The sequence below is a fragment of the Azohydromonas australica DSM 1124 genome (genome assembly GCF_000430725.1).
GTDB classification, from domain to species: Bacteria; Pseudomonadota; Gammaproteobacteria; order Burkholderiales; family Burkholderiaceae_C; genus Azohydromonas; species Azohydromonas australica.
The window spans coordinates 1,640-26,841 of sequence record NZ_KE387208.1; the positions used below are offsets into that span (position 1 = coordinate 1,640).

General features: G+C 63.8%; 21 protein-coding genes. 17 read left to right on the forward strand and 4 right to left on the reverse strand.

The window, feature by feature from the left end:
• The 17 genes from H537_RS46170 to H537_RS49830 all read left to right on the forward strand — a co-directional run.
• Positions 1 to 1,302, forward strand: a 1,302-nt coding sequence (locus H537_RS46170) for a hypothetical protein (protein ID WP_043460559.1), incomplete at its 5' end; no start/stop codon positions are given.
• Positions 1,303 to 1,428: 126 nt separating this feature from the next.
• Positions 1,429 to 3,234, forward strand: a complete 1,806-nt coding sequence (locus tag H537_RS46175) for a type I secretion system permease/ATPase (RefSeq protein WP_084151016.1) — start codon at positions 1,429 to 1,431, stop codon at positions 3,232 to 3,234.
• Positions 3,231 to 4,613 (forward strand): HlyD family type I secretion periplasmic adaptor subunit, encoded by a 1,383-nt coding sequence (locus H537_RS0129085; protein ID WP_051243512.1) that lies wholly within the window; start codon positions 3,231 to 3,233, stop codon positions 4,611 to 4,613. Before H537_RS46175 ends, H537_RS0129085 begins: the two co-directional genes overlap by 4 nt.
• 232 nt (positions 4,614 to 4,845) lie before the next feature.
• Positions 4,846 to 6,081, forward strand: coding sequence for a TolC family protein (locus H537_RS0129090; RefSeq protein WP_029000674.1), 1,236 nt, complete (start codon positions 4,846 to 4,848; stop codon positions 6,079 to 6,081).
• Between the two features lie 61 nt (positions 6,082 to 6,142).
• Positions 6,143 to 7,912 (forward strand): tetratricopeptide repeat protein, encoded by a 1,770-nt coding sequence (locus H537_RS0129095; protein WP_156901995.1) that lies wholly within the window; start codon positions 6,143 to 6,145, stop codon positions 7,910 to 7,912.
• A gap of 2 nt (positions 7,913 to 7,914) precedes the next feature.
• Positions 7,915 to 8,877, forward strand: coding sequence for a class I SAM-dependent methyltransferase (locus H537_RS46180; RefSeq protein WP_169517110.1), 963 nt, complete (start codon positions 7,915 to 7,917; stop codon positions 8,875 to 8,877).
• Positions 8,878 to 8,969: 92 nt separating this feature from the next.
• Positions 8,970 to 9,866: an exostosin domain-containing protein gene (locus H537_RS51610; RefSeq protein WP_169517111.1), complete on the forward strand. Its 897-nt coding sequence runs from the start codon at positions 8,970 to 8,972 to the stop codon at positions 9,864 to 9,866.
• Between the two features lie 12 nt (positions 9,867 to 9,878).
• Entirely contained in the window at positions 9,879 to 10,880 is a 1,002-nt protein-coding gene (locus tag H537_RS53500; RefSeq protein ID WP_156901996.1) for an alpha/beta fold hydrolase, read from the forward strand.
• Positions 10,881 to 10,935: 55 nt separating this feature from the next.
• On the forward strand, positions 10,936 to 13,131 hold the full coding sequence (locus H537_RS51615; RefSeq protein WP_084151018.1) for a glycosyltransferase: 2,196 nt from the start codon (positions 10,936 to 10,938) through the stop codon (positions 13,129 to 13,131).
• Positions 13,124 to 14,131 (forward strand): coiled-coil domain-containing protein, encoded by a 1,008-nt coding sequence (locus H537_RS53505; protein WP_156901997.1) that lies wholly within the window; start codon positions 13,124 to 13,126, stop codon positions 14,129 to 14,131. The genes H537_RS51615 and H537_RS53505 overlap by 8 nt, the downstream gene beginning before the upstream one ends.
• Before the next feature lie 67 nt (positions 14,132 to 14,198).
• Positions 14,199 to 15,551, forward strand: a complete 1,353-nt coding sequence (locus H537_RS0129110; RefSeq protein ID WP_029000677.1) for a UDP-glucose dehydrogenase family protein — start codon at positions 14,199 to 14,201, stop codon at positions 15,549 to 15,551.
• A gap of 308 nt (positions 15,552 to 15,859) precedes the next feature.
• Positions 15,860 to 16,120: a nucleotidyltransferase family protein gene (locus H537_RS46190; RefSeq protein ID WP_211235102.1), complete on the forward strand. Its 261-nt coding sequence runs from the start codon at positions 15,860 to 15,862 to the stop codon at positions 16,118 to 16,120.
• Positions 16,117 to 16,404 carry a hypothetical protein gene (locus H537_RS55150; protein WP_211235103.1) on the forward strand — a complete coding sequence of 96 codons (288 nt, stop codon included), beginning with the start codon at positions 16,117 to 16,119 and terminating at the stop codon, positions 16,402 to 16,404. The genes H537_RS46190 and H537_RS55150 overlap by 4 nt, the downstream gene beginning before the upstream one ends.
• Positions 16,405 to 16,463: 59 nt before the next feature.
• Positions 16,464 to 16,658, forward strand: coding sequence for a hypothetical protein (locus H537_RS55155; RefSeq protein WP_211235104.1), 195 nt, complete (start codon positions 16,464 to 16,466; stop codon positions 16,656 to 16,658).
• Between the two features lie 76 nt (positions 16,659 to 16,734).
• Positions 16,735 to 17,964, forward strand: coding sequence for a glycosyltransferase family 2 protein (locus H537_RS49820; protein ID WP_051243517.1), 1,230 nt, complete (start codon positions 16,735 to 16,737; stop codon positions 17,962 to 17,964).
• 106 nt (positions 17,965 to 18,070) lie between these two features.
• A complete protein-coding gene (locus H537_RS49825; RefSeq protein ID WP_051243520.1) occupies positions 18,071 to 18,967 on the forward strand; it encodes a DUF1796 family putative cysteine peptidase in 897 nt (298 codons plus the stop codon).
• An 83-nt stretch (positions 18,968 to 19,050) separates the two neighbouring features.
• Positions 19,051 to 20,757 (forward strand): glycosyltransferase, encoded by a 1,707-nt coding sequence (locus H537_RS49830; protein WP_156901998.1) that lies wholly within the window; start codon positions 19,051 to 19,053, stop codon positions 20,755 to 20,757.
• 3 nt (positions 20,758 to 20,760) lie between these two features.
• Here the strand turns inward: H537_RS49830 and H537_RS0129140 are convergent, their stop codons facing one another.
• The 4 genes from H537_RS0129140 to H537_RS0129155 are packed head-to-tail and all read right to left on the reverse strand — an operon-like array spanning position 20,761 to position 24,979.
• On the reverse strand, positions 20,761 to 21,411 hold the full coding sequence (locus H537_RS0129140; RefSeq protein ID WP_051243525.1) for a hypothetical protein: 651 nt from the start codon (positions 21,409 to 21,411) through the stop codon (positions 20,761 to 20,763).
• On the reverse strand, positions 21,408 to 22,949 hold the full coding sequence (locus H537_RS0129145) for a tetratricopeptide repeat protein (protein ID WP_029000679.1): 1,542 nt from the start codon (positions 22,947 to 22,949) through the stop codon (positions 21,408 to 21,410). Before H537_RS0129145 ends, H537_RS0129140 begins: the two co-directional genes overlap by 4 nt.
• A complete protein-coding gene (locus H537_RS0129150) occupies positions 22,946 to 24,031 on the reverse strand; it encodes a hypothetical protein (protein WP_029000680.1) in 1,086 nt (361 codons plus the stop codon). Before H537_RS0129150 ends, H537_RS0129145 begins: the two co-directional genes overlap by 4 nt.
• Positions 24,032 to 24,058: 27 nt before the next feature.
• On the reverse strand, positions 24,059 to 24,979 hold the full coding sequence (locus tag H537_RS0129155) for a GlcNAc-transferase family protein (RefSeq protein WP_029000681.1): 921 nt from the start codon (positions 24,977 to 24,979) through the stop codon (positions 24,059 to 24,061).
• Between the last annotated feature and the right edge of the window lie 223 nt (positions 24,980 to 25,202).

Sequence of the window (25,202 nt, forward strand, 5' to 3'; positions counted from 1 at the left end):
GGCTTCAGCTTCGACGCGGGCACGGACGTGACGGTCACGGGCACGGGCTTCCTGCATGCCGGCGGTGTCACGCCGGTGGCGCTGGGCGGCCTGCTGGGCGCGGCCGACGTGACGGCACATTTCAGCGCCCAAGAGCTGGGCCAGGTGCTGCACGATGGAGACGCGGCGCTGGACGCGCTGGTGCAGCAGCTGCACGCCGTGGGCGTGGACCATCTGGCGCTGGATGCCGGCCAGGTGGCGGATCTGGCCCACGCACACTTCAGCTTCGATCCGGGTACGGCCATCACCGTCACGGGCACGGGCTTCCTGCATGCCGCCGCGCCGGACGATCTGCACGCGCTGCTGGGCGCGGCCGACGTGACGGTGAAGCTCAGCGAGCAGGACCTCAACGCCGTGCTGTCGGGCGAGAACGCGCACGTGGGCCTGGAGACGCTGGCTTCGCACCTGCACGCCGCAGGTGCCGATGCGCTGGAGCTAGATGCGGGCCAGGCCATCGATCTGGCGCAGTCGCAGGCGCCCACGGAGGGCTGGCTCAGCAACGGCGGGCTGGAGGTGCGTATCGACGACCCGCTGGCGCTGGCCCAGACGGCCGACGCCGCCGAGCTCGATGCGCTGCGCACGCTGTTCGAGCACGCAGACACGACGGCCAACCTGGAAATGGACGACCTGCGCAACGAACAGTTCGGCAGCGTGGACGACCTGCACCATTCGCTGGACGAGCTGCAGACGGCGCTCGCCCACGCCGGCGTGGACAGCATCGAGATCGACGATGCGCTGGCCAACGCACTGGCCGAGGCCGACAGCCACTTCAACGGCACCGGACCGGAACTGGTGGTCGTGGCGCAGGCCGATGCCCAAGCCGGCGACGGTTCCACCGCGTACCTGGAGGCTTCGCTGGCCGACCTAGCCAAGCTGGGTGTGGACGAGGTGCATGCCGCCGCGGGTGTGGATCGCATCACGCTGGCTGCGCACGACGCGCTGCAGTCGGGGGCGAGCGACCCGGGCTTCACCATCGACGACCTGCCGCACTTCCATGTGCCGGCCGGCACGGAGGTGGACTTGGTGGTCACTGCCGACGACCTGGCGGCGCTGCTGCAGCATGCCGGCGCGTTCGAGCAACTGGAGGACCTGGGCATCGACAAGCTGCTCTACGCCGGCGACGGGTCGGACCCGGACTACGCGGCGGCCCTGTCGGCATCCCTGCCCATCGAGCTGGCACACCTCAACGCCACCGAGGTGCAACTGCTGGGTCTGGGCGAGGAGCCCGCCAACCCGCTCGATCCGTTCCACAAGCACAGCTGACCGGATTCACGCCGAGGACGAGGCGGCGATACGCCGCCTCACACCCGACCGAGCCCTCTTCCGTTCGCGGAAGAGGGCTTTTCCACTGTGGGCCGGCATATACGGCCGGTTACCGGAAGAGAAGTTATGCAACAATCCGAGCACCCCAGCACTCGTCAAGGGCCGGTGCGCACCACGCCGGTAGGGCAGGTGCTTTACCAGTGCCGCCGCAGCTTTTGGGCGGTGGCGGCGCTGTGCTTCGTCATCGAGGCGGTTTCGCTGGCACCCATCGTCTACATGTGGAATGCCTTCGACCGGGTCATGCCCAGCCGCAGCGTGGTGACGCTGGTGTCGCTGACGGTGCTCGTGGTGGGCGTCTACCTGTTCTGGGCCGCCATGGACTGGATGCGGGGACGCCTGATGGTGCGCCTGTCACTGCGCGTGGACTGGGAGATGGCGGTTGACGTCTTCGATGCCGCCTTCAGGCGCCATGTCGGCCGGCGCAAGCTCAACGTGCAACAGGTGATGTCGGACCTGCTGGAGCTGCGCCAGTTCCTGGGTGGCAAGGGGGTGTTGACGCTGATGTCAGCCCCTTTCGCCGTGCTGTTCATCGTGGTGGGTGCGGTGTTCCACCCGTTCCTTGCGCTGTTCTCGCTGTGCGCCGCCGCGGTCATGCTGATCGTGACGCTGGTCAACCAGCGCATGACGTCCGCCGCGCTCAAGGCGTCCAACGACGCCAACATGCAGGCGATGCAGATCGCCGCCGGCGTGCTGCGCCAGTCGGAATCCACGCTGGCACTGGGCATGATGCCCGCCATGCGCCGCCGCTGGCACCGCAAGCACCGCAAGTTCCTGATGCTGCAGGTCAACTCCTCAGATGCCGCGGGCACGGGTTCCGGGCTCACCAGCTTCCTGCAGCACAGCTTCCAGTCGCTGGGCATGGCACTGGGCCTGTTCCTGGCCATCGAAGGCGTGATCACCGGCGGCATGGTCATGGCCGCCACGATGCTCATCGCCCGCTCGGTGGCGCCGCTGCAGCAGCTCATCAGCGGCTGGCCCGGCGTCGTCAAGGCGCGCCAGGCCTATGACCGGCTCAACCAACTGCTGGGCGAGGACGAGGGGCGCTCGCAGCAGATGGCACTGCCCGCGCCCACCGGCCGCCTGGTCGTGGAGGGCATGTCGGCTGTGCCGCAGGGCATGGCCAAGCCGGTGCTGGCCGACCTGGACTTCAGCCTGGAAGCCGGGCAGGCGCTGGCCATCGTGGGCCCCAGCGCCTCGGGCAAGTCTTCTCTGGCCAAGCTGCTGGTCGGCGTGTGGAAGCCCGCCCAGGGCTCCGTGCGCCTGGACGGCGTGGAGATCTCGGACTGGAACCACGATGAGCTGGGCCCGCATATCGGCTACGTGCCGCAGGAAATCGAGTTCTTCGAAGGCACGGTGGCCGAGAACATCGCTCGCCTGGGAGAGGTCGATGCCGAGAAGGTGGTGGCCGCGGCCAAGCTCGTGGGCCTGCACGAGACCATCCTTTCGTGGCCCCAGGGCTACGACACGATGCTGGGCGATGCGGGCTTTGCCGTCTCGGGCGGACAGCGCCAGCGCCTGGCGATCGCCCGCGCCCTCTACGGCGACCCCGCCTTCGTCGTGCTCGATGAGCCCAACGCCAACCTCGACGAGGTTGGCGAACAGGCGCTGATCGCCACGCTGCGCCACCTGCGCGAGCGCGGCGCCACCGTGGTGGTGACCACGCACCGCCCGCGCGTGCTCGGCATCATGGACCGCATGCTGGTGCTCAAGGGCGGCCGGCAGGTGGGCTTCGGCGCACCCAAGGATCTCTTCGCCGCCGTGCAGCGCGCACAGCCTGCGCCCACCCCTGAGCTTGCCGCCGCGGCGCCTGGCGCGCCGGCCCACCCGGCTGCGCTGGAGTCCGCAACGCATCAACGAGGAGTCACCGCATGAGTGCCTTCGCACAACGCCTGCGGCTCTGGGCCACGGGCTGGAACCCTTACGACCCCGCCAAGCTGCAGCCCAAGGGCGAGGGCATCGAGCCCGTGCTGCTGGAGGAAAGCGCGGTTCGCCGCTCGATCGTGCGCATGGTCGCAGTGACCTTCGCCGCATTCCTGGTCTGGTCGATGGTGGCGCCGCTGGACGCGGGCGTGGTCATCCCGGGCTCCGTCACGGTGTCGGGCAACCGCAAGGCGGTGCAGCACCCGGGCGGTGGCGTGGTGCAGGACCTGCTCGTGCGCGAGGGCTCACAGGTGCGGCAGGGTGACGTGGTGCTCAAGGTCAACCCACTGGACACCGAGGCCAATCTCACCAATGCCGAGGGGCAGTACATCAACCTGCTGGCCACCGAGTCACGCTTGATGGCCGAGCGCATGGGCACCGACATCCGCTGGAAGCCCGAGCTGGCCCAGTTCGGTGCCAATGACGCGCGCGTGGCCGAGGCCAAGCTGGTGCAGCTGCAACTGTTCAGCTCGCGCCGCGCCGAGCTGGAGGGCCAGCTGCGCATCCTGCGCGAGCAGCTGTCGGGCCAGCAGGCCCAGGCACAGAGCCTGGTGAAGGTGGTTGCCGAGAAGCGCAGCCAGCTGGAGCTCGTGGCGCGCGAGGCGCGCAACATCGCGCAGCTGGCCAAGGAAGGCTACGTGCCCGAGGCCAAGGCCAACGAGGCGCTGCGCTCGCAGAGTAGCCTGCAGAGCGACATGGCCAACCTGGCTGCCGAGGCCAGCCGCACGCAGGCCAGCATCGCATCCACGCAGCTGCAGATGTCGCAGCAGCGCAGCATCTTCAACAAGGACATCGACAACGAGCTTTCCGAGATCCAGAAGAACCGCGAGGCCTTCCAGGCCCGCATGGAGTCGCTCAAGTTCGCGCGCAACCTCACTGAGGTGAAGGCGCCGGTGTCCGGCACCGTGGTGGGCCTCAAGGTCAACACCGTGGGCGGCGTCATCACCGCCGGCCAGGTGCTGATGGAGATTGTGCCGCAGGGCGGCCAGCTCATCATCGAGGGGCGCGTGCCGCTGACTTCCATCGATAAGGTCAGGCAAGGTTTGCCGGCGGACTTGCGCTTCTCGGCCTTCAACCAGCGCAACACGCCGGTGGTGCCCGGTGTCGTCAAGCTCGTGGGTGCGGACAAGCTGATTTTCCCGAGCGACAACACGGAGTACTACTTGGCCCAGGTGGAAACCACGCCGGAAGGCATGCAGCTGCTGGGCCATCACCAGATCCAGCCCGGCATGCCGGTGGAGGTGATCGTCAAGACCGGCGAGCGCACCTTCATGACCTATCTGGTCAAGCCATTGACGGACCGCTTCGCACGCAGCTTCAAGGAAGACTGATCGCGCCGGCCGCGGCGCCCCCGCTGCGCCGTGCAGCGCTGCGCCTGGAGCACGTCCAGGCGTAGCACGGTGCCGTGTGCAATCCGGCACAGGCCGTTCGTGAAATGCGTCCGCAAATCAGGCGTGGACGGCGTCAATCCGTTGATGCGTGACTTGAAACGTTCCTAGCATCGCGTCCGAGCAAACAAACCGACATGGATCGCCCCAGAGCCGGCCCGAATCACCAGCAGTCATGAAGTTTCCCTTCTCATCCCGGCTCAAGAGCGTGATCGTGACGCTTACTGCCACGACCGCTTGCGGCCTGGGCCATGCCCAGAGCTTCGAGCAGGCCGTGGCGGCGGCGCGCAGTGCCGATGCCCAGTACACGGCGGCGCTGGCCGCCGTAGCCAACCGCCGGGTGCAGGCCAGCCAGGCCGGCGCAGCTTTCTACCCTTCGGCTGCCGTGAACTACAACCAGGCTGACGTCTCCGCCAGTGGGCGCAGCACCCGCAGCGTGAGCGTGACCCAGCCGCTGCTGAGCTTCGACCGCTACCTGACGCTGAAGCAGGCCGATCCGCTGGCGGCCCTGGCCGAGGTGGAGCTGGCGCAGGCCGACAACGACATGGCGTTGCGCGTCTTCACCGCGATGGCGGACATCGTGCGCAACCGCGAGCAGATCCGCGCCCTCACGGTGCAGATCGAGGGCCTTGAGGAACAGCTGCGCCGCTCTCGGCGCATGCGCGAGCTGGGGCAGGGCACCGTGACGGAGGTGAGCGACTTCGAGGTGCGTGTGGCCGTGGCGCAGGCCAACCGCGTGAGCCTGCGCAATGCGCTGCAGGCGGCGGAGCGCAACTTCACGCTGCAGACCGGGCTTCGGGCCGACGTGCCCACGCTGCAGGTGCAGGTGCCGGTGTGGCCGGAATCCGAAGACCTTGATGCGCTGGTAAGCTACGTGCGCGAGCGTGCGCCGGCTGCGCGCTCCGCGCAGCTCAACGTGGAATTGGCGCGGATCGCATCGCGCCGCGTCGTGGCGCAGTACCTGCCCCAGGTGTCCGCCCAGGTCGCTCGTGTCCAGACGTCGGGCTTCGAACCCAACAACAGCTCGCGCGTGGCCGTCACGCTGTCGGCCCCGCTGGGCGTGTCGCCTTACTACGAAAACCAGCGCGCCGCCGCCGACTTGGTGCGTGCCCAGGAAAACCTGCGCTACGCCCAGGACAGCACCGCCACGGAGGCGACACGGCTGTACACGGCGCTGCGCTCGTCCCGCGACGAGGTGCGCATCCGCCGGCAGGCGGTGGAGACCGCCCGCCTTGCGGTGGATGCCAACGTCAAGAGCTACCAGGGCGGCGTGAAGACCAACATCGACGTCATCAGCAGCTACCAGGCGCTGGCCGATGCTGAAGTGGCGCTGGTGAACACTGAGCTGCAGTTGACCGAATCGAGGTTGCGCTTGCAACTGCTCCAGCAAGGTGTGCCAACAGCGCTTTGATGCGCGCTGTGGCACGAACGGCATTGCGTTGACCCCGCTCCCCATACCTTCGTTTCCACCCATGCCCAACAAGACCGCAAAGAACGCTGCCAAGGACGAGTCGACTGGAATCGAGGAAGAGGTCCTGGCACGTCGAGGTGTGCGTAAAAGGCGAGCCTCCGCCGAGGCAGCTGCGACCGCGGCGCCAGCGCCCATTGCCCACAAGCCGCCGTCGCAACGCACTTTGCAGCGCAAGCTGCCCACGGCGGCGAAAGGCGGCGCCGTCCCGGCGTTGATGCCTGTGGAGGCAGACGCCCAGGCCTTTAGGCTTGCGGGCGGCCCCATGGCAGTCGGGGCGACGGTTAAGCAGGCGGGGGCTGCCACGCCACCCGCTCCACTGGCACTCAAACCGCTGGGAGCACTTGGCGTTGACGAAGGTGTGTTCGTGCTATTGGCGATACCTGCGGCTTTCGAGTCCGTGGAAGCATTTGCCCGCTATGCCGAGGAACCGCTGCCCCATCTGCTGTCTGCAACCAAGGGTTCGTGGTTAAAGCGGCAGAGCATGGGCGGCGCGGCCGTCTATGTCGCCTTCGTGCCTTGGCCGCACCCGCCGGCCGGCTTGGTGCAACTGGGCTGCATCACCGCTGGCGGGCGCAAGCCGGTGTTCAGCGTGGAGTGCCTGCGCTGGGGCGAGACTGAGCGGGAGCCGCTCGCCGCGTTGCTCAAGCGCTATGGTCGCTTGCTGGTTCCGGCTTTCGATGCAGTGTTGCCGGCGGCGCATCCGCTGCGCAAAGCACTGGCACCCGCTCCGATAGCTGCAGCACCAGCTCCGACCGGGCCGGCATTGGTCGTGAGAGGCCATTTCGACGGTGTGGTGGATGAGCTAGCGCACGGCTGGGTATTCTGTCCGGAAGAGCCTGAGCGCCGCTTGAGCGTGGAAGTGCTGTGCGAAAGCGAAGTGGTAGGCCGCGGCCTAGCGGATCGCTATCGCGACGACCTGCAAGCCAACCATATCGGCGACGGCCAGCACCACTTTCGGCTGCAGCTCTCCAACGAGCTTTTCGACGGCCGGCCGCACGAGCTAAGCGTGCGCGTACTGGAAACAGGACTGCTGTTGCCGGGCCGTTCCATGGCCACGCTGCCTCAGCGTCAGCCCACACACATCGACTTGATGCCACGTGCGGAGCTGCTTGCGCTCGCACAGCGGCTGGCGCAAATAGTGCAAGTCCGCAACTCCAACGCTCTGAACGCGCTGTTGCAGGCGCTGCGCACTGCGAGCCTGTTACAGGAAACTGGACAGTGCGCTCAGGCACGGGCGGGCTACGAGCGGCTGATGAAAGCTCTTGGGCCCAATGCCTTGTGCTATTGCCGCATCGCCGAGACCTGGCTGCTAGAGAACGACCTTGAATCCGCGCTGAAGGCATACCAGGCAGCGGTGCAGGCCGACGCACAACTGGCCTGGGCGCATCTGGGACTGGGCAATGTACTGCGGCTGCAGGGACAACCGTTGGAAGCAGACACGGCCTACCGCGCCGCACTGGCGTGCCAGGTGGGCATGAAGCAGGCTCATGCGCGGCTGGCCCAGGTGGGCGGAGACGCTGGCGTGGCGCGCGCACAGTGGCTGTTGGAACAAGGCGACCGACAAGGGGCTGTGACCTTGCTGACCGCCGTGTTGATCGCGCATCCCGAGCATCCGCAGACAATGGCATGTCTGGAGAATTTGTTGCGAGAGCCTGTGCAGGACCGCGAGGCCGCACAGCCTGCGGCTGCCGCACAAGCGCACCGGTCTCGCCGGCTGCTGGACGTGGTGCTTGACGAAGCGGAGCGCCGGTTAGCCGAAAGATGCACCTGAGCATGCTGCGACGCATACAACAACAGCTGAAGCTGGCGTCGCCGTCGACGCAGCGGCAGGTGAACGAGTTGCAATCGCAACTTGCGAGCGTGGCTGTGCAACTGCATGACGCTCAGCGTGAGTTGGTGGCTACGCTGGCTACCGCACAGCAGCAGCAGCGGTCGCTGCTGGATCACATCGAGCGTCAGCAACAGGAGCTTGTTCAAGTGCGCGAGCAACTGGCCGATGCGATGAAAAGGGAGTCCCACAATGTTGTGCAGCAGGTAGAGGCCTTTCTGAATCTGCAGTCGCTGTGGAGTGGCCAGGGTACGCCAATGCCGCCGCTGCATGGTTGGCCGGTGAGTTCGGACATCGCCCTGCATCTGGCTGAGTTGCTACGCACTGAGCGTTACGATCAGGTCATTGAGTTTGGCTCAGGAAGCAGCACGCTGATCATCGCGCGACTGCAACAGCAGCTGGGCGGTGGCCGCCTACTAACCTTCGAGCATTTGTCGAAGTACCACGAGCAAACAACCGCTCTGTTGCAACGTGGAGGTTTGAAAGAGTCGGTAGACCTGCAGTTGGCGCCTTTGGCATCCAGAGGAGGCGCTAATGGGCGCGAGTATCGCTACTACGACTGCGACACTGCGCTGGCGCGAACGGCCCAAGCGCTGCGCGGGGTCTCGGCTCCCAAGCTGCTTGTCTTCGTCGATGGACCGCCGGCGGCCACGGGTGCCATGGCGCGCTACCCCGCACTGGATGCGGTGCTGGTTCATTTTCCGGCCGCTGCGTTGCACTTTTTGCTGGATGACTACGGACGTCAGGATGAAAAGGACATCGTTAAAACTTGGGAGGCTGATCTGCGGCGGGCCGAGCGTGCGTATGTTCACACTTCGCTGCCTATGGAAAAGGGCGCCAGCATGTTGCGCATAGCGCCGGCCAATGCAACGGTGTATGCGAAGCCTTCGGGCGGGGGGCAAGTATGAAATGGCAACGTCAAGGCAGTGTGCTGGCTTGGCCTCATGGCTGGCAGCGGCCTAATAAAACCGAAGAATGGGCTTACGAGCATTGCCTAGCCATGCTGCGGCCCGACCCCCTCCTGCAAATACTGTGCTTTCCTTGGGCTACCTTAGTGGATCTGAAGCACAAGGGTCAACACCAGCGTGCCCAGCCTTTACTGGAAGCACTGCACTGGGCTCCGCCACGCATAACGCTCCGGCGTGCCACCGTAATGCAGCATATCTGGGCCAAAGACATGCTCGAGCACCTTCAGGCACTGGGCGTTACGGACGTGTATTGGTCTCATGCTGTCAGGGAGGAGCCTACTTGGTCAGGCGGCATCCGCGTCCATCCATTCCCGCTCTACCCAGTGTGCTGTGGCCCGGACATTGACCCAGCCGATACACCGCCGTTAGAACAGCGTCCGTACCTCTACAGCTTTATTGGTGCCTACGAGCCGGATTTGTATTTGAGTAAGGCAAGACAATGGATTTTTGAACTGCCATCGCGCCCTAACGCCCATACGCTCCGACGCCACGAATGGCATTATCAAGGGCCAGTATACAGAGAGCAAATCCATGGTGACACAGAGCCAGATGAGGCCAAAGTCGCACGACAACTTAAGGAGCAAGAATACCGGCAGATTTTAGAGAAATCTATCTTTAGTCTGTGCCCATCGGGATCAGGGCCCAATAGCATTCGTCTTTGGGAATCTCTGGGGTTGGGCGCTATTCCGGTGATTTTGTCCGACCGTTTAGCACTGCCGGGTGAATACTCGGAATGGCGTGCAGCTGCTGTGTTTGTGAGGGAATCGAGAACTGGTGTTGAAGGCATACCTAAATTATTGAGCGAGCTTTGCAATAGCTCAGATGCTATTGATCGCCTGCGAGTCGCCGGTCGGGCAATCTGGTTAAAAGTACGAAATCCGGTTTGCGAGTATTTGAGGCGTGATAAATACGCTATTTTTAGCGGCTAATTGGAGAATGGTATGTCGTTGTTGAAGTTGAAGTCTTATGACTATCACGATGTTTATGTGCTTCCTAAGGTAAATCCCGCGTCTCGCATTGCTTTTGTTTCGTTTTCTGCATGGTCAATGACCGGTGTGGGTACTATTTTCGGGCATGCCTTCTTTGGGGTAAATGGAATCCCGGCATACTTTGTGGTGCAACGCAAAAACGTTTGGTATCGATCGTCAGATATCGAGGAAATTGCATTTGATATCTGCGCTCATGCGAAATCGTCTGGACTCGACTTAGTTTTGTACGGTGCCTCAATGGGCGGCTATGCAGCAGTAAATTTTAGAAGCTTGTTTGGTGCAATCCATTCAATCGCTATTGCGCCCCAAGTATTGATTCTTCCTGAGAATGCTCCGTTTGAGCCGCGATGGATGAACGAGCGTAAAGAAATGCCAATGGGCAGCATCGCTGAAGTAAATAATTTGTCTCGTCAGCGAGTGCCGCTATTGGTATTTTTTGACCCAAACCACTCGCTGGATCGCCAGCATATTGAAAATCTTAAGCGGATTTCAGGTAATTGTGATGGCGATTGCGTGATTGAGGTGCCTTACGCTAATCATGATGTGGCGAGAGCTTTGGTCAAGAGCAAAGTGATACAACGTTGTTTAATTGCCATGGCGGAGTATAGCCCCATTGATGTGGACTCTTTTCGACAACAATGTGCTAATTTGTTTAGGCAAGATCCGAAGGCATTTCTTAATTACTATAGAAATGTGGTGAGCGTGTCACATGCAAAGCTAGGGCATGATGATTATTTTTATTTTCTATCCTTTATGGAGAAAACGAAAGATTTCGACTTCGAGGCATGTTATATGGCTGCCGAGATTTATGCCAAACTCGAAAGCCGCGAGGCAGCTCTTGCAATGTCTCAAGCATCTTTAGATAGGTACCCCAGGGAAATTCCAAATTACTTGCATCTAAAGCATACTGGCATACTAAAAAAATTTGGTATTGTTTCGAGCCAATCTTTATAAATTGGCGCTGATGCAATTGGTGGGAATGCTGCTGTAAAAATTTTGAGGACTTGAAATGCCTAATACCAAGAATATTGTGCAGAAGTTCGCGCTGGCAAACAAGATGCTGCGAGAAGGGTGTTATGAGGACTCTGTAAATATGTACAGAGAACTCATAGCGGAAAAGCCTATAAAAATATACAAAGACAACTTGCAGCAAGCACTGCGTCTTGCGAGCAGTGCTTGCTCTAGTGCCGCTCCCGATCAGAAGTCACCTTCGCGTCGGCCGTCGATACTATTTGTGACCGCCGGTCTTCTCGGGCCGACGCCCGGTGGCGGTATTGCTACCTGTTTTCATAATATGGTTAAGGCGGTTTCTGAAAATAGTGATGCCAAGATTGATATCGTTTATGTTGCGCATCCATATTATGGGCGTGGCAATCGACAAACCTGGGTTGAATATTACCTGAAAAATTTCGGTGCCCGCTTGCTAACTCTCGATATCAATAAGAAAAACTATGGTTCGGAAGAGATGCGTCGTTCCCAAGCGGTGGACGAATATTTAGCTTCCGTCGACGGCCTGTATGATACTGTGGTTTTTCACGACTTCATGGGTTTGGGTTATTATGCCCTATTATCCAAAAAGTACGGTCTATCGTTGCAGTATGCCCGCGTTGTGATTTCAGCTCATGGAAATCACGAACTCTCCTACCACTTTGGGTCCAAAAAAGTGTCCAAATGGGCAGAAGCAGCAACCATGTTCATGGAGCGTATGGCTCTGGGGTTGGCTGATGTTGTGACAACGCCGAGTCAATATTATGCGGATTGGCTTTGCGAGAAATTCAAAGTCAAGTCTGCTCGACATATTCCAAATATTATTTACAAAGACGAGCGAAAAGCCGAAGACATTCAAATCAACTTGGCGCCTTCATTGCCTACCGTCGTATTTTACGGACGGATGGAGCGCTTGAAAGGCGTCGACACCCTGCTGCAAAGTGCGGCATTGCTGTCTGAGCGCGGCATCGCTATGAATATAGTTTTTGCAGGCAATTCCACTAAGATTGATGGAGTGGATGCGGCCGAATATATTCAGGAGAAACTTAAGGGGTCTGCGCACGTTTTTCACTTCATTGTTAATACCACTCCAAAAATGATTTTTGAGTTTTGTAAGAAAGCTAAGTGTGTGGCTGTCTACCCGACGCTCGGTGAGACATCGTCATGTGTGGCGGTGGAGTCTATTATTTACGACGCGCCTTTTGTTGCATCTGATATACCTGGCATCAAAGAACTTATTGCTGACGAGCATCACTCGGATGTTCTATTTGAGGCTGGCTCCCCGGAGGGTTTGGCAGATAGTTTGGTGAGTGCCTTCCAGAAACGTAAGGTTCCTTCCTTGTCGTTTGATATGAGCGAAAACTGCAAGCGCTGGGCCACATTTCTCATTGAATTTCCGGAGCGTTTCAGTCCAGTATCGCGTTTGCATGGGTCGGCTATGATTTCCGTCATCGTTCCCACATGCGATCGACCGGAACTGTTGAGTGATGCCATCGATTCTCTGCAGTACCAAACTTACAGGAATTTGGAAATAATCGTTGTTGACGATGCTAGTGTTGAGTGGCAGAGGAATGAGGAAATTTGTGCGCAGAAGGGTGTCCGCTACCAGCGACTGACTAGCAAAGCATACAAAGGGCGAGCTTGCAATACCGCAGCGGAACTTGCCAACGGGGAATTCATCTGTTTCTTTGATGACGATGATATGGCCAAGCCGGAAATGCTTGAGACCTATGTCAGAGCTTTCGCGGCAGACCCCAGCCTCGATGTGTTAAGTTGCTTTGCCGACTACTTCGAACACGCGGGATGGCAGCGAGGCTCTGAGATCAAACGAGAATATGTTTCCTTGTCGCTCGGTGGATCGCTGGAGACAAACCTGCTTGCAAATTTCTTCGGCAAGGGCACGTTCATTGTTCGCACTGAAAAGTTCTTTCAAATGGGAGGGTATGAATGCGACTTCGACTCGGTTCCTATGGTGGATTTCCGGTTCTATATAAAGGCGTTCCTCTCCGGCTTGAAGATATCGACCGTGCCGCGTGCCCTATATCACTACAGGAAGAACTCGCCGAATAGTTTGTTCTATAAGAACAAAGATAATCGACGAATGTTGTACCTTGCCAAGAAGTCCATCGAGGAAGTCTTGATTGGTAAATGTGGCGAAGGTGTGGGCAAGAGTTTGGGTCACCTTGTGTGGAATGTGGGGCTGCCTGTTTATGAATAACCAAGAAACATTTGCACCCATAGGTGCTCACGATGACGCTGCGCTGCTTCTGCAACAACTGCACGCTGCGCAGGAAGAGTTGCATCTTTTCTACTTGGGGCTAGCGCGTGGCGCATCGGACAGTGCCAGCAGCGCACAAGCCGTGGCTCTTGCGCAGGTACGGAATGAGTTAGCGGACTGCACCGGGAAGTTGAATGCAGCTACTGGGAAACTGTCAAAATCGGAAGCAACTGCAGCCACGGTCGCTCAAGAGCTGAAAAAATTTAAGCAGGCGCTCGAAGCCGAGCAGGATGCCAAGCAGGCATCCGAGGCGGCTTTGAAAGCCGCCAAAAGTGAAGTAGCGGCACTGAAGACGCAAGCCTCCAAGGTGGAGGGGGAACTGGCAAGAATCTGTCAGGAAAAATCAATTGCAGAACAATCTCATTCCCAGCAGCTGGCAAGCCTTAAGCACCAGCTTGAGGCTGAACAGCGGGATAGGGAAAAAATTAAGGTTGCACTGGATGCTATGCGCAATAGTGCTGAGTCCCTGCAGGCGCAGCTCCAGGAGGCTCAACAGCAGCATGTCGCTTCCTGTCAACGCCAAAGGGCTGCAGATCATGCCCACTCATTAACAGAAAATAAGCTGACGCGGGCTGAAAGCGCGTTGAGCAGTCTACAGGCAGAATTTGATGCTTTGCAGAGAAGTTACGCTTCTGTTTTAGAGTCCGCCAAGAAGCTGGAGGCTGCCGAACTAGAACTGACTCGGTTACGCTCTTCTAGGGACAGCATGTTGGATGAAGTCCGCGCCGAAAATGGATTGCTCATGGAACAGATGCATCAGGTTCAGGAAGAGCTTGAACGGTACTTCATGGAAAACCGAGAATTACAGGCCGCCGCACAGATGTCACGGGATTCGCTAGAACGAGCCCGTAAGGTCGTGAGTCGACTAATGTCTGTAGAAATCTTAATGCCCGATACGGAGCTGAGCTTGGATCTGCGCCAGGACGTTGCTTCACGCTAACTGTATGAACGGGCCGCATCCTAGTATGTTTGTGCGCTCATTTTTCAATTCCTGAGGAAATGGACTCATGAAAATCACCGTCGTCGGCTCCGGATACGTGGGCCTCGTCACCGGCGCCTGCTTGTCCGAAATGGGCAACCACGTCCTGTGCCTGGACCTGAACGAGCGCAAGATCCGCGTGCTCAAGGAGGGCGGCCTGCCCATCCATGAGCCCGGCCTGCTAGAGATCGTGCAGCGCAACGTCGCCTCGGGCCGGCTAGAGTTCACCACCGACGTCGACGCCGCCGTACGCCATGGCACGCTGCAGTTCATCGCCGTGGGCACGCCGCCGGACGAGGACGGCTCGGCCGACCTGAGCTACGTCGTGGCCGCAGCGCGTGCCATCGGCCAGCGCATGACCGATTACAAGGTCATCGTCGACAAGAGCACGGTGCCGGTGGGCACGGCTGACCGCGTGCGCGAGGCGGTGCGTGAGGAACTAACTGCGCGCGGCCTGGCGCTGGACTACGCCGTCGTCTCCAACCCCGAGTTCCTGAAGGAGGGCGCCGCAGTGGAGGACTTCATGCGGCCGGACCGTATCGTCATTGGCGCCGGTGACGAGCGCGCGGTGTTGCTCATGCGGGCGCTGTACGCGCCCTTCACCCGCAACCACGACCGGCTGCTGATCATGGATGTGCGCAGTGCCGAGTTCACCAAGTACGCCGCCAATGCCATGCTGGCCACGCGCATCAGCTTCATGAACGAGCTGGCGCTGCTGGCGGACAAGGTGGGCGCGGATATCGAGCAGGTGCGCCGCGGCATCGGCAGCGACCCGCGCATCGGCACGCACTTCCTGTACGCAGGCGCGGGCTACGGCGGCTCGTGCTTCCCCAAGGACGTCAAGGCGCTGCTGTACACGGGCGGCCAGTACGACCAGGAACTGCTGGTGCTTGATGCCGTGGAGCGAGCCAACGAGCGCCAGAAGCAGGTGCTGGTGGACAAGATCACGGCGCGCTTCGGGGCAGACCTTGCCGGGCGCCGCTTCGCGCTGTGGGGCCTGGCCTTCAAGCCCGGCACGGACGACATGCGCGAAGCCCCCAGCCGCGTGCTGGTGCAGCAGCTCATCGAACGCGGCGCGGCAGTGACGGCCTACGACCCGGTGGCGATGGAGGAGGCGCGGCGCGTGTTCGGAGAGCAGCCGCTGCTGACCTACGCCGGCTCGGCACTGGAGGCGCTGGAGGGGGCCGACGCGCTGGTGCTCATCACCGAGTGGCGCGAGTTCAAGAGCCCGGACTTCGACACGCTGCGCAGCCGGCTCAAGCAGCCCGTGGTCTTTGACGGCCGCAATCTCTTTGACCCCGCGCTCATGAAAGCCATGGGGCTGGAGTACCACGGCATCGGCCGTGGTTCGGTGGCGGTGCGGGACGGCACGCTGGCCTGAACTGTCGCTGGCCGTATCCGGCGTGGTCGTTGCCGTCCGGATGCGTCGTCCTGGCGCGTTGGCTTGCGGGCCGCCACGTCGCAACTGGGCATGATGGAGCGGCACGCACCCAGCCGTACCGATTCGCGGCGTACCTTGGGCAGGCGCACAGCCACGGCATGCGGCGGCTTTACGACACATGGTTTCGTCCCGAGCGCTGCCTCGGGTATGCAGCCATGACGACAATGCGTGTCTTACCACCGACGATCCCGACGTGCCCATGAGACTCCGTCCTGAACAGACACGGCTGATGGCTGATCCTGGACTGCGTGCGCCAGCAGTTCGGTTTCGATGCCCGCGTGCTGCTGTTCGGCTCCAGGCTCGACGATGCTGCGCGCGGCGGTGACGTGGATCTGCTGGTCGAAAGTGCCGATCTCCCCACGCTGCGCCAGCATGCCCGCGTGACCTTGGCACTGGAGCAGGCGCTAGGCCTGCCGGTAGACATCGTCGCCGTGCAGCGCGGCACGCCGGGTAGTTCCTTTGCCCGCATCGCACGTAGCGGCGCGCAGCGCCTTGAGGACACGCAGTGAACGGCTCGAACTCTCTGGCGGCGGAGCGTGAGCATCTGTCCAACCTGCTCGAAGCGGTGCAGCGCTGCACGCACTTCCTCCACGCCAGCGCCCTGAAAGTTCCCTGGCTGCTGGACGGTGCGGCACTGCGTCAGCGGCAGAAGGACGTGGAACTGTTCGAATCCCTGGCCGCGCTCAATGAGCGCTTTGCCAAGTTGCAGGACACGCTGGCCGTTGCCATGCGCCACGGTGCATTGCTGAAGAGCGAGGCCACCTCGCAATTCCTAAAAGTGCTGGCCCTGTAGAGAAGATAGGCGTCCTCAATTCCATCGAGAGCTGGCAGCTCTGCCGCACGGCACGCAACATGACCGCACACGACTATGAGACCGACTACGCGCTGGTTGCCGAGCACTTCAATGAGCTTCATGCGCTGCTGCCGTTGCTCGTGAAGGCCGCGGCGCGATTGCAGAGAATCTGCGCTCAAAGCCTGGGCATCGGACCGGCCACTAGGGACTTCAAAGTCGAGTTCAGTCAGGTCTGCGACTTCTTCGAAGCCTGATTCTGGTCCGCGATCACGCCAGAGACGAACACCGCTATGCCTGGGTTGCCGGGCATGAGGAAAGCCTTTCATCGCCATGCAGATCTCCGTGCTCATGCCGTCCTACAACCAGGCACCATTCATCGAGCGCTCGGTGCGCAGCGTGATGCAGCAGGAGGGTGCGGGCGCGTTGGAGCTGATAGTGATGGACGGCGGCTCCAGCGACGGAACGCCGCAGTTGCTCGCGCAACTGCAAGCCGAGTACGGCCCTGAGCGGCTGCGCTGGCAGTCTGAGCCCGACCGCGGGCCGGCCCATGCGCTCAACAAGGCGCTGGCGCTGGCGCGCGGCAGCATTATCGGCTGGCTCAACTCCGATGACCTGTACGCACCCGGTGCCGTGCGGCGCGCGCTGGAGCATCTGGCCGCTTACCCTCAACATTGGATGGTGTACGGGCAGGCCGAGCACATCGATGCCGACGATCGCGTGTTGGAAGCCTATCCGACCCGGCCGGCCGAGGCCGGGCTCGATGGCTTCGCCGACGGCTGCTTTATCTGCCAGCCCAGCGTGTTCCTGCGTCGCATGGCGCTGCGCATGCTCGGCGGCTTCGACGAGTCGCAGAAGACCGCTTTCGACTTGGCGCTGTGGCTGCGCCTGTTCGGTCCGCATGCCGCGCGCATCGGCTTCATCGAAGCGCTGCAGGCGCGTTCGCGGCTGCACGACGCTTGCATCACGCTCACGCAGCGCGAGCGCGTCATCCGGGAGAGCATGGCGCTGCTGGCCCGCCATCTCGGCGCGGCGCCGCTGCACTGGGTGCAGACCTATGTCGACGAGGTGCTGGCTGAGCATCCCTTCGGTGCGGTGCAAGACCCGCGCGCGCATCTGCACGAGTTCGCCGCCTCGGTGCAGCCGCTGCTGTCCGCGGCCGACATTGCGGCGTTGAAGGCCTGGCTGGTTAACGATGCCCGGGTGCGCCTGGCGCAGCCGGGAGTGGGCTTGGCGCTGTATGCCGACGGTTGGCTGCCCGTCAGCTCCGAGCTGCGCCTGGGCGCGGGCCCGGCGCGCGTGGTGGAGCTCGCCGGACGTCACGTATCGCCCGCCGGCACCGCGCTGGAGTTGGCGCTGGAGTTGCCGGGCGGGACGCAACTGCGGCACGTGTCGCAGCGCGGGCCATTCAGCGTGCGTTTCGAGTTGCCGCCACACGCGGCGCAACGTTGGATATTGCCGCTCACAGCCCGTGGCGGCTTTGTGCCGGCTCAACACGAAGCGAGCTCTACCGATAATCGGGATCTGGCCTGCCGCATCGACAGCGTGCGCTTGTTCCAGTGATCGGGTTGCGGCCGCAGGCCGTGACTTCCATGCGCGTTGATGAAAGATCCCCGCCTTGTTTTTGCCAGGCTTCAGCCGGCAGCGCTTGAAGTTTTAGGAGCGCCGCGTGACCGACGAGCAGTTTTTGCATTCCCTGTACAGCGGCCTGCTGGGCCGTGAACCTGACGCTGCGGGCCTGCAGCACCACCTGTACGCGCTGTCAGCCCAGCAGGCCGACCCTTCTCGCTACCGGCGCATGGTGGAGGCCTTTATCGGCAGCAGCGAGTTCCGCCTGGCCGCCGAGCGGCGCTGGGCACCCGCGGGCAGCAACGCCTACCTGCCAGACTTTGCCGGCGTGACCTTCAGCCACGTGGTGCCCATGGGCAACTTCTGCCATGCTGCCATGGCACTCAAACGCGCCGGGCTGCGGCGATGGGCTGGGCCGTTCGACTGGATCTTCTCCTGCTTCGGCATGGTGGCGCATTGCATCGAAGACGACTTCGCCACGTTCCTGGATCCAAGCCAGTACCGCAGCGTGCCGGTGGCCGAGCGCCAGACGCCCGAGGCGAACCTGTGCGAGCACCTGTTCTATCGAGAGCGCTTCGGCGTGCCCTTTGTCTTCAATCACCACGACCCGGCTGCCTCGGCCAAGGACGCAGCGTACTTCCAGCGCGGCGCAGCGCGGCTGCGCCAGGTGTTCAAGAGCCCGGCGTGGAAATTGTTCGTCGTGGTGTCGCCCCGGCCCGTGAAGCTGGAGTCGATGCAGCCGCTGCTGGCCGCGCTGGGCAAGGTCAGCTCGCATTTCGTGGTGGTAGCGTTGCAGTTCAACACCGTTCCGGACCGGCCGCAGCCCTTGGCCAATGGGCTGCGCACGCAGCGGCTGCGGCACGACCTGCTCAAGGTCGAGCTGGACGTGGCCTCGCCGTCCAACGGCGTGGAGTTCGCCGACGCGCATGACAACCGGATGCTGGACCGTTTTCTGCGCACCTTCCGTGTCCATTCCATGGCGCTGGAGGCGATGTGACGGTACCGGCACGACATGCGGTAAGCCTGCCTCTGCTCGATGCCGTTCGCCTGCTGCGGCAGGATGTGCTGCTCAACTTCAAGATGAGCATGCCGGACATGGACGAGCCGCAGCGCTTCCTGCTGTGGTGGGTGCTGTCCGGCCATCGCGAGTACCCCGCGGCCAACACCTGGCTGCCCGACGAGGCGCAGCGCCGCTGGCTATTCGAGCTGCTGCCTGGCTGGCCGCAGCGTGGCGGGCTGGGCATGAACCGGCTGCTGCACTGTCTCTACACCCATCGTCCCGATCTGCGCCAGGCCTTCGACATCGCCTCGCCCGTGGAACTGTGGAACGCGGTGGCGTGGTTCTACGTCGTCGGCCTGCGCGAGCTGGGCCTGGTGCCGTTCCTGGACCACCGGACCCGTGCCGCGCTCAACGCACCCGCCTTCACTGATGCCGGGCTGCAGCCAAGTTGGCTGATGATGCTGCTGTGGCAATTGCAGCCCTCGCTGCAGCAGGCCTTCGACATCGGCGCATCCCGGGGCCGTCTGGGGCTGATGCACTGGTTCGCCAAGCAGGGCGCCGAGCAGTTCAAGCTCAAGCCTTTGCTCGGTACAGCGTCCGCGCCCGCCGCTGCGGTGCCGGCTGCCGGCTTCGATGCCGCCGGTGCGCCCTTTGGCGTCAACCTCGTGGGCTTCGCCTTTGGCGAGCTGGGCATCGGCGAGGACCTGCGCATGGCTGCGCAGGCTTGCGAGGCGGCAAACATTCCGTTCAAGGTGCTCAACATCAACCCGGGGCAGCACCTGCGCCAGGCCGACCGCCTGGTGGCTGCGCACGTGGTGGAAGACGTTGCCGCGCTGCCCCATGCCATCAACGTCTTCTGCCTCACGGGTTTCGACACGCTGCGCGTGTATGCCGAGAAGGGGCCGGCGCTGTTCGAGGGGCGCCACAACATCGGCTGGTGGCCCTGGGAACTGCCGGTGTGGCCGCGGCGCTGGTCGGCGGCCTTTTCGGTGGTGGATGAGGTCTGGGCCGCCGCGCGCTTCACGCAGGACATGTTCAGCGCGGCCACCGACAAGCCCGTGACGTTGATGCCGCTGCCCGTGAGCGTGGCGCGCATGAAGAAGACTTCGCGCCGCGCGCTGGGCCTGCCGGCGCGGCGCTTCCTGTTCCTCTACGTTTTCGACTTCAACTCCTACCTCGCGCGCAAGAATCCGCTGGCCGTCATCGAAGCCTTCCAGCGCGCCTTCCCCGCCGGGGACGATTCGGTGGGCCTGGTGCTCAAGACCATGAACAGCCGCGGCAGCAACCCGGCCTGGGACGAGTTCACGCAGCGCTGCGCGGCCGACCCGCGCATCGTGCTGCTGCAACGCACGCTGGACCGCGAAGTGGTGCTGGGGCTGGTCAACGCCTGCGATGCCTACGTTTCGCTGCACCGCTCGGAAGGCTTCGGCCGCACCCTGGCCGAGGCGATGCTGTTCGGCAAGCCCGTGGTCGGTACTGGCTTCTCCGGCAACGCCGATTTTCTCACCCCGGATACGGGCTACCCGGTGAAGTGGAAGAAGCGAGCGGTGGCGGTGGGCGAGTACCCCTTCGTCGAGGAAGAAGATGGCGCCTGGTGGGCCGAGCCCGATGTGGCCCATGCCGCGCGCCAGATGCGCGCTGCACGCAAAGCTGCGGGCAGCGAGTGGGCGCTGCAGTTGCCGCAGCAGGTGCACGACACCTTCTCGCCGCGCGTGACGGGCGAGCGCATGGCGATGGTGCTCAGGGCGCGCTTCGAGGCGCTGGGCGAGTCCGAGGCCGTGGCCTGACGCTCATACGAAAGAGGCCAGCAGCTTCGGGTCCGACACCCGGCCGTCGAAACCCCGCTCGGCGCGCTGGCGGAACAGCGCGCGGTCGCCGGCGTCCACGGGACGCCCGTCCTTGTCATGGTCCACCTCCACCAGCAGCGCATGCGGGTGGTAGGCCAGCGCCTGCTGCTGCCGTGCCACGAGGGTCAGCTCGGTATCGCCGTAGTGGCGTGCGTAGCCGGGGTGGAAGAGAGGGCCGCCATACACGCTGTGTAGCCATGAGCGCCGCGCCATGCCGAAGGCCGCAAGCTGTCCGAACCACTTGCCGTCGTTGAAGGCCAGCAGCCCGGCGTTCGGTTGAGCAGCCATCGCCTGCAGCGCGAAGCGCAGCCAGTAGCGCCCGGCGAAGGCGTCCTCGGCGCAGTAAATGAAGAACTCGCCGCGCGTGAGGGCGATGGCGGTGTTCCAGATCGCCATGGGGCCCGCCCCGAGATCGTCCTGCACCGCCAGCAGCCGCAGCGTTGCGCCGGCGCGGGAGACCATCAGCTGCGCCGCCCGTTGCGCGGCAGCGCGCCGCAGCCACGGCATGACGGCCAGCACGGGAGCGTCAAGCACCCCCTGCGGTGCCTGTGCGTGCAATGCGGACAGCGTCGTCCAGTGCACCGATCCGCTCATCCCCGGCTCCATTGCAGCAGCTGGGCCGCGAGCTCGGCATGGTGGTCGAAGCGCCGCGCGCCCAGGTGGGCCACGCCGTGCCGCTCGCACATCAGCGCCGTCGGGCTGCGCGGCGCGGCGACGATGGGCTTGCCCAGCAGGCGCAGCTCCACGGCCGTGAGGCCCATGGCATAGGGTGTAGTGTCGACGAAGGCGGCATCCAGCGACTGCAGCGTCTGCAGGTACTCGGCGTGGTGGGCCGGCGTGATGAATTCGGCCACGTCCAGCAGCTCGCCCAGGCGGCGCTGCGCGGCGCGGCGCGTGCCTTCGTGGCGCCAGCGCTGGTCCACCAGCAGCAGGCGGCGCGGCTTGAGCTGGCGCAGGGTCTGCGCCGTGGCCGGGCTGATCTTGGCCGGGTTGGACACCAGCGCCAGCACGCCCGGGGCAGGCCGCGGGGCTGCCGGCGGCGGACGCCGCGCCGCGCGCTCCAACTCCTGCGCGTAGGGCGGGGCGGTGTAGCTGACGTAACCCAGCCGCGCGCGCAGGATCGGCTCGGTGTAGAGCGCCGCGGCGGCCGGCGGCACCTGGCGCGCGTCGGCGATGAAGCCGTCGAAGCAGCGCAGCCCGGTGCTCAGCGACTGGCCGCCCACCCACTTGAGCTGGCGCCGTGCGGGGTGGCCAGCGACGGCGGCCAGGGCCTCCGGATCGGTCCAGCCGCCGAGGTCGATGAGCGCGTCCAGGTCGGCCGCGCACAGCAAGCGGTGCAGCGTGGCGGTGTTTAGCCCGCCACAGGACACCCAGCGGTGGGCGATCCCCTGGAAGGCGGTGCGGGCCCAGTCAGCCTTGGCGCCGCGGTCGAAGAAGAGCAGGTCCGCGTCACGCGCCAGCACCGTGAGCGCACCGAGCGTGAAGAAGCCCACCGGCGAGGCGCAGAACTGTGCGGACAGCAGCCCGATGCGCGGACGCGCGGCAGCCGGGGTGCGCGGCCCGTGCGTCGGTGCCGCCGGTGCTCTCAACCGCTGCGCCAGCCCGGCGAAGCCGGCGGCGATGCCGGCCCGGCCGCGCGTGCCCTCGTAGAGGTCGGCCACCAGCGTGGCGAGCTCCGCCTGCAGCGCCAGCCGGGGCTCGCCCGTGGCGGCCATGCCCAGCGACATGGCCGCGGCGCGGACATCGCCGAAGGCGTTGAGCTGCAGATCGGCCAGCTGCTGCAGGGCCGCGGCGCGGCGCGGTTGCGGCATCGCAGCGTCGTCGAGGGCGGCCTGCAGTTGCGCGGCCGCGTCGTCCGGGCGCTGCAGCCGGGTGCAGGCCTGGGCCAGCACCAGCCGTGAGCGCCAGCCTGCGCCTCGTTGCGCGGCCGCGGCGGCGTGGAGCGCGGCCTGCGCCGCGTCGCCGCCGGCCAGGCAGGCCAGCGCCAGCTCCAGCCCGATGCCGGAGTCCTCCGGCGCGAGCAGCCGGGCCTGCTCGAAAGCTTGGCGCGCGGCCTGCGCGTCGCCCGCGTCGCGCGCCTGCCGTCCCTGCTCCAGGCAGGCGCACAGCAGGTCTTGCAGTTCTGCGTTCAACGAAACTCGAATTCAGTGGCGCTCACGAGCGTGAGGAAACGCTTGCACCATTCGGGGCCGGCCGCCTGCATGAGGTAGAGGTTGCGGTAGTTGAGCCAGCATGCATACAGCCAGCGCGAGCGCGTGCGGTGCGCCACGTCCTTCATTTCGCGCAGGCGCTGCAAGTGCGAGTTCAGGCGCGCCTCGGCCGCGGGCAGCGCGATCTTGTGCACTTTCAGGTCCTGGCCGGCGCTGCGCAGGAACAGCGGCAGCAGCCGCTCGACGACGAAGGGCCAGTAGCACGAGCCCGCGTGCTGGTTCCTCGGGTCGCTGAGCCGGGAGTCGAGCACGCGCAGCACTGGCGCGGGCAGCTTGGCGCGGGCACGGTCCACCACGCCGCGCACCCAGGGCAGGTAGACCGACCAGAACGTGGGACTTCCGACGAAGTAGTTGCACGCCGAGAAGGCCTGGGAGGACTGCACGGCGCCGAGCTCGCGCACGTCGAGTCCGGCCGCCTTGAACACCGCCGTGCACAGCTCGGTGAAGGCCGGATGCGCGGTGATGCCCTGCTGCCAGCCGTTGACGTACAGCGCCTCGTGCTCGGGGAAGGGGTTGCAGTAGTACAGGTCGTGGCCGGGGTGCTGCTCGATGGCCTGGCGCAGCGCCTCCCCCGTCAGGCCGGCCTTGGTGCCGAAGCGCCACGACAGCGCGCCCCACAGCGGCGCCACGCGCAGGCCCTCGTCCGCGCTCAGCCGCTCGAAAACGGCGAACTCGCGCAGCGGGTCGTCGTGGCCGGCGTTGTCCAGCGGAATGAATGCCGGATCCAGGCTAGCGCGCTGCTCCGGCAGGAAGTGAATTTGGTAGATCGGCAAGGCGTCTTCGGGGCGCGCCTGCACCGCTGCTGCCGGCTCCGCCGCGCTCGTCCTGCGGCGTGTGGACGCCTTCTTGCGCGGGGCCTTTTCGGCGACGGCCGCGGCTGCCGGCACTTCGGGCTGGGCAACCTGGGGCTTGGCCGAGGCCGACTTGCGTTGACGGGTGCGGCGTGCCGGTGTGGCGGCAGGCTCTTCGGCGGTGGCCGTGGCGGTGGAAACGTCAGTGGTCATGGTGATGCTCGGAACGCCGCGGCGTGCTCAGTTCACGGCCTTGCAGGTACGGTTGACGTAGTCGATGCCTGAGAACTCAGCGAACTCGGCTAGGCTGCGTGCGCTGCCCAGCCCGTAAGTGCCGAGGTCGGCGCCGTGGTAGAGCAGGGCGCGCATGCGCGCCTTGGAGTTGCGCTCCAGCTCCCACCAGCGCACGGGCCGGCTCTGGTCGTCTCCCTCGGCCCAGTGCACCGCGCGGCCGTTGCCGGCGTGGTAAAGGTGATAAATGGGCATGTCGGGCACGTGGTGGATATCCCAGCCCCGGGTCCAGGCCCGCACCGCCAGGTTCTGCTCCTCGCCGTGGAAGTAGACCCACGGGTCGTAAGGCACCTCGGCGATGAATGCACTGCGCGTGAACAGGCAGCCCGCGCCGACGTGGAAGCCGGGGATCGCCTGCCTGGTGCGCACGGGCCGGCTCTGGAAGGGCAGGACCGGCGACTCCTCGCCCAGCGTGGTGCCGGGGCGGGGTTCGAGCACGAGCGCATGGCCGGTGAACGGCTTGCGCACCGGCTGGCCGTCGATCATCTCGTAGGGCGAGGGGTAGGTGGAGATGATGGCGCGCGGGTTGCGGGCCGACAGCGCTTCGAGCTGCTCTACGAGCAGCCGGTCCCAGTGCCGGTCGAACAGCATATGCGAATCGATCTGCAAGAAGTACCGCTCCTCCTGGCAGTAGGAGGCCGCGATGGAGCGCGCCCAGCAAGGGCCGCGGCTGAAGCGGTGGTGCAGGTGCAGGTACCGCACGCTGCCGGCCTGTTTCACCAGCTCGACTGGCGGCTCGCAGGCTTCACTGGACTGGTCCACCACGCCGAAATGCAGTTTCGACGGCTGCGCCGCCTGGGCCAGCGCGTCGGCAACGGTGGGCCACAACGAAGGGTCCCGGTACGAAGCAACGCTGATGAAGATGCTCATGGAATGTGGCACGGCACGACAGCCGCGTACGATCGAAACGCCACGATCCGCGTCACCAGCGGCAGGGCGTGCAACCGGCAACCCGATGGACGGCCGTCCGTCATGGCCCAGCGCCCGTGGAAGTCGATGCGTGGTCGTTCAAAGCCGGCGAGTCTAGTGGCCGACCTGGGCATCAAATCCAGTCGCCCATGCGTTAGCGGCACCTGATGTGCCAAATTGCCGC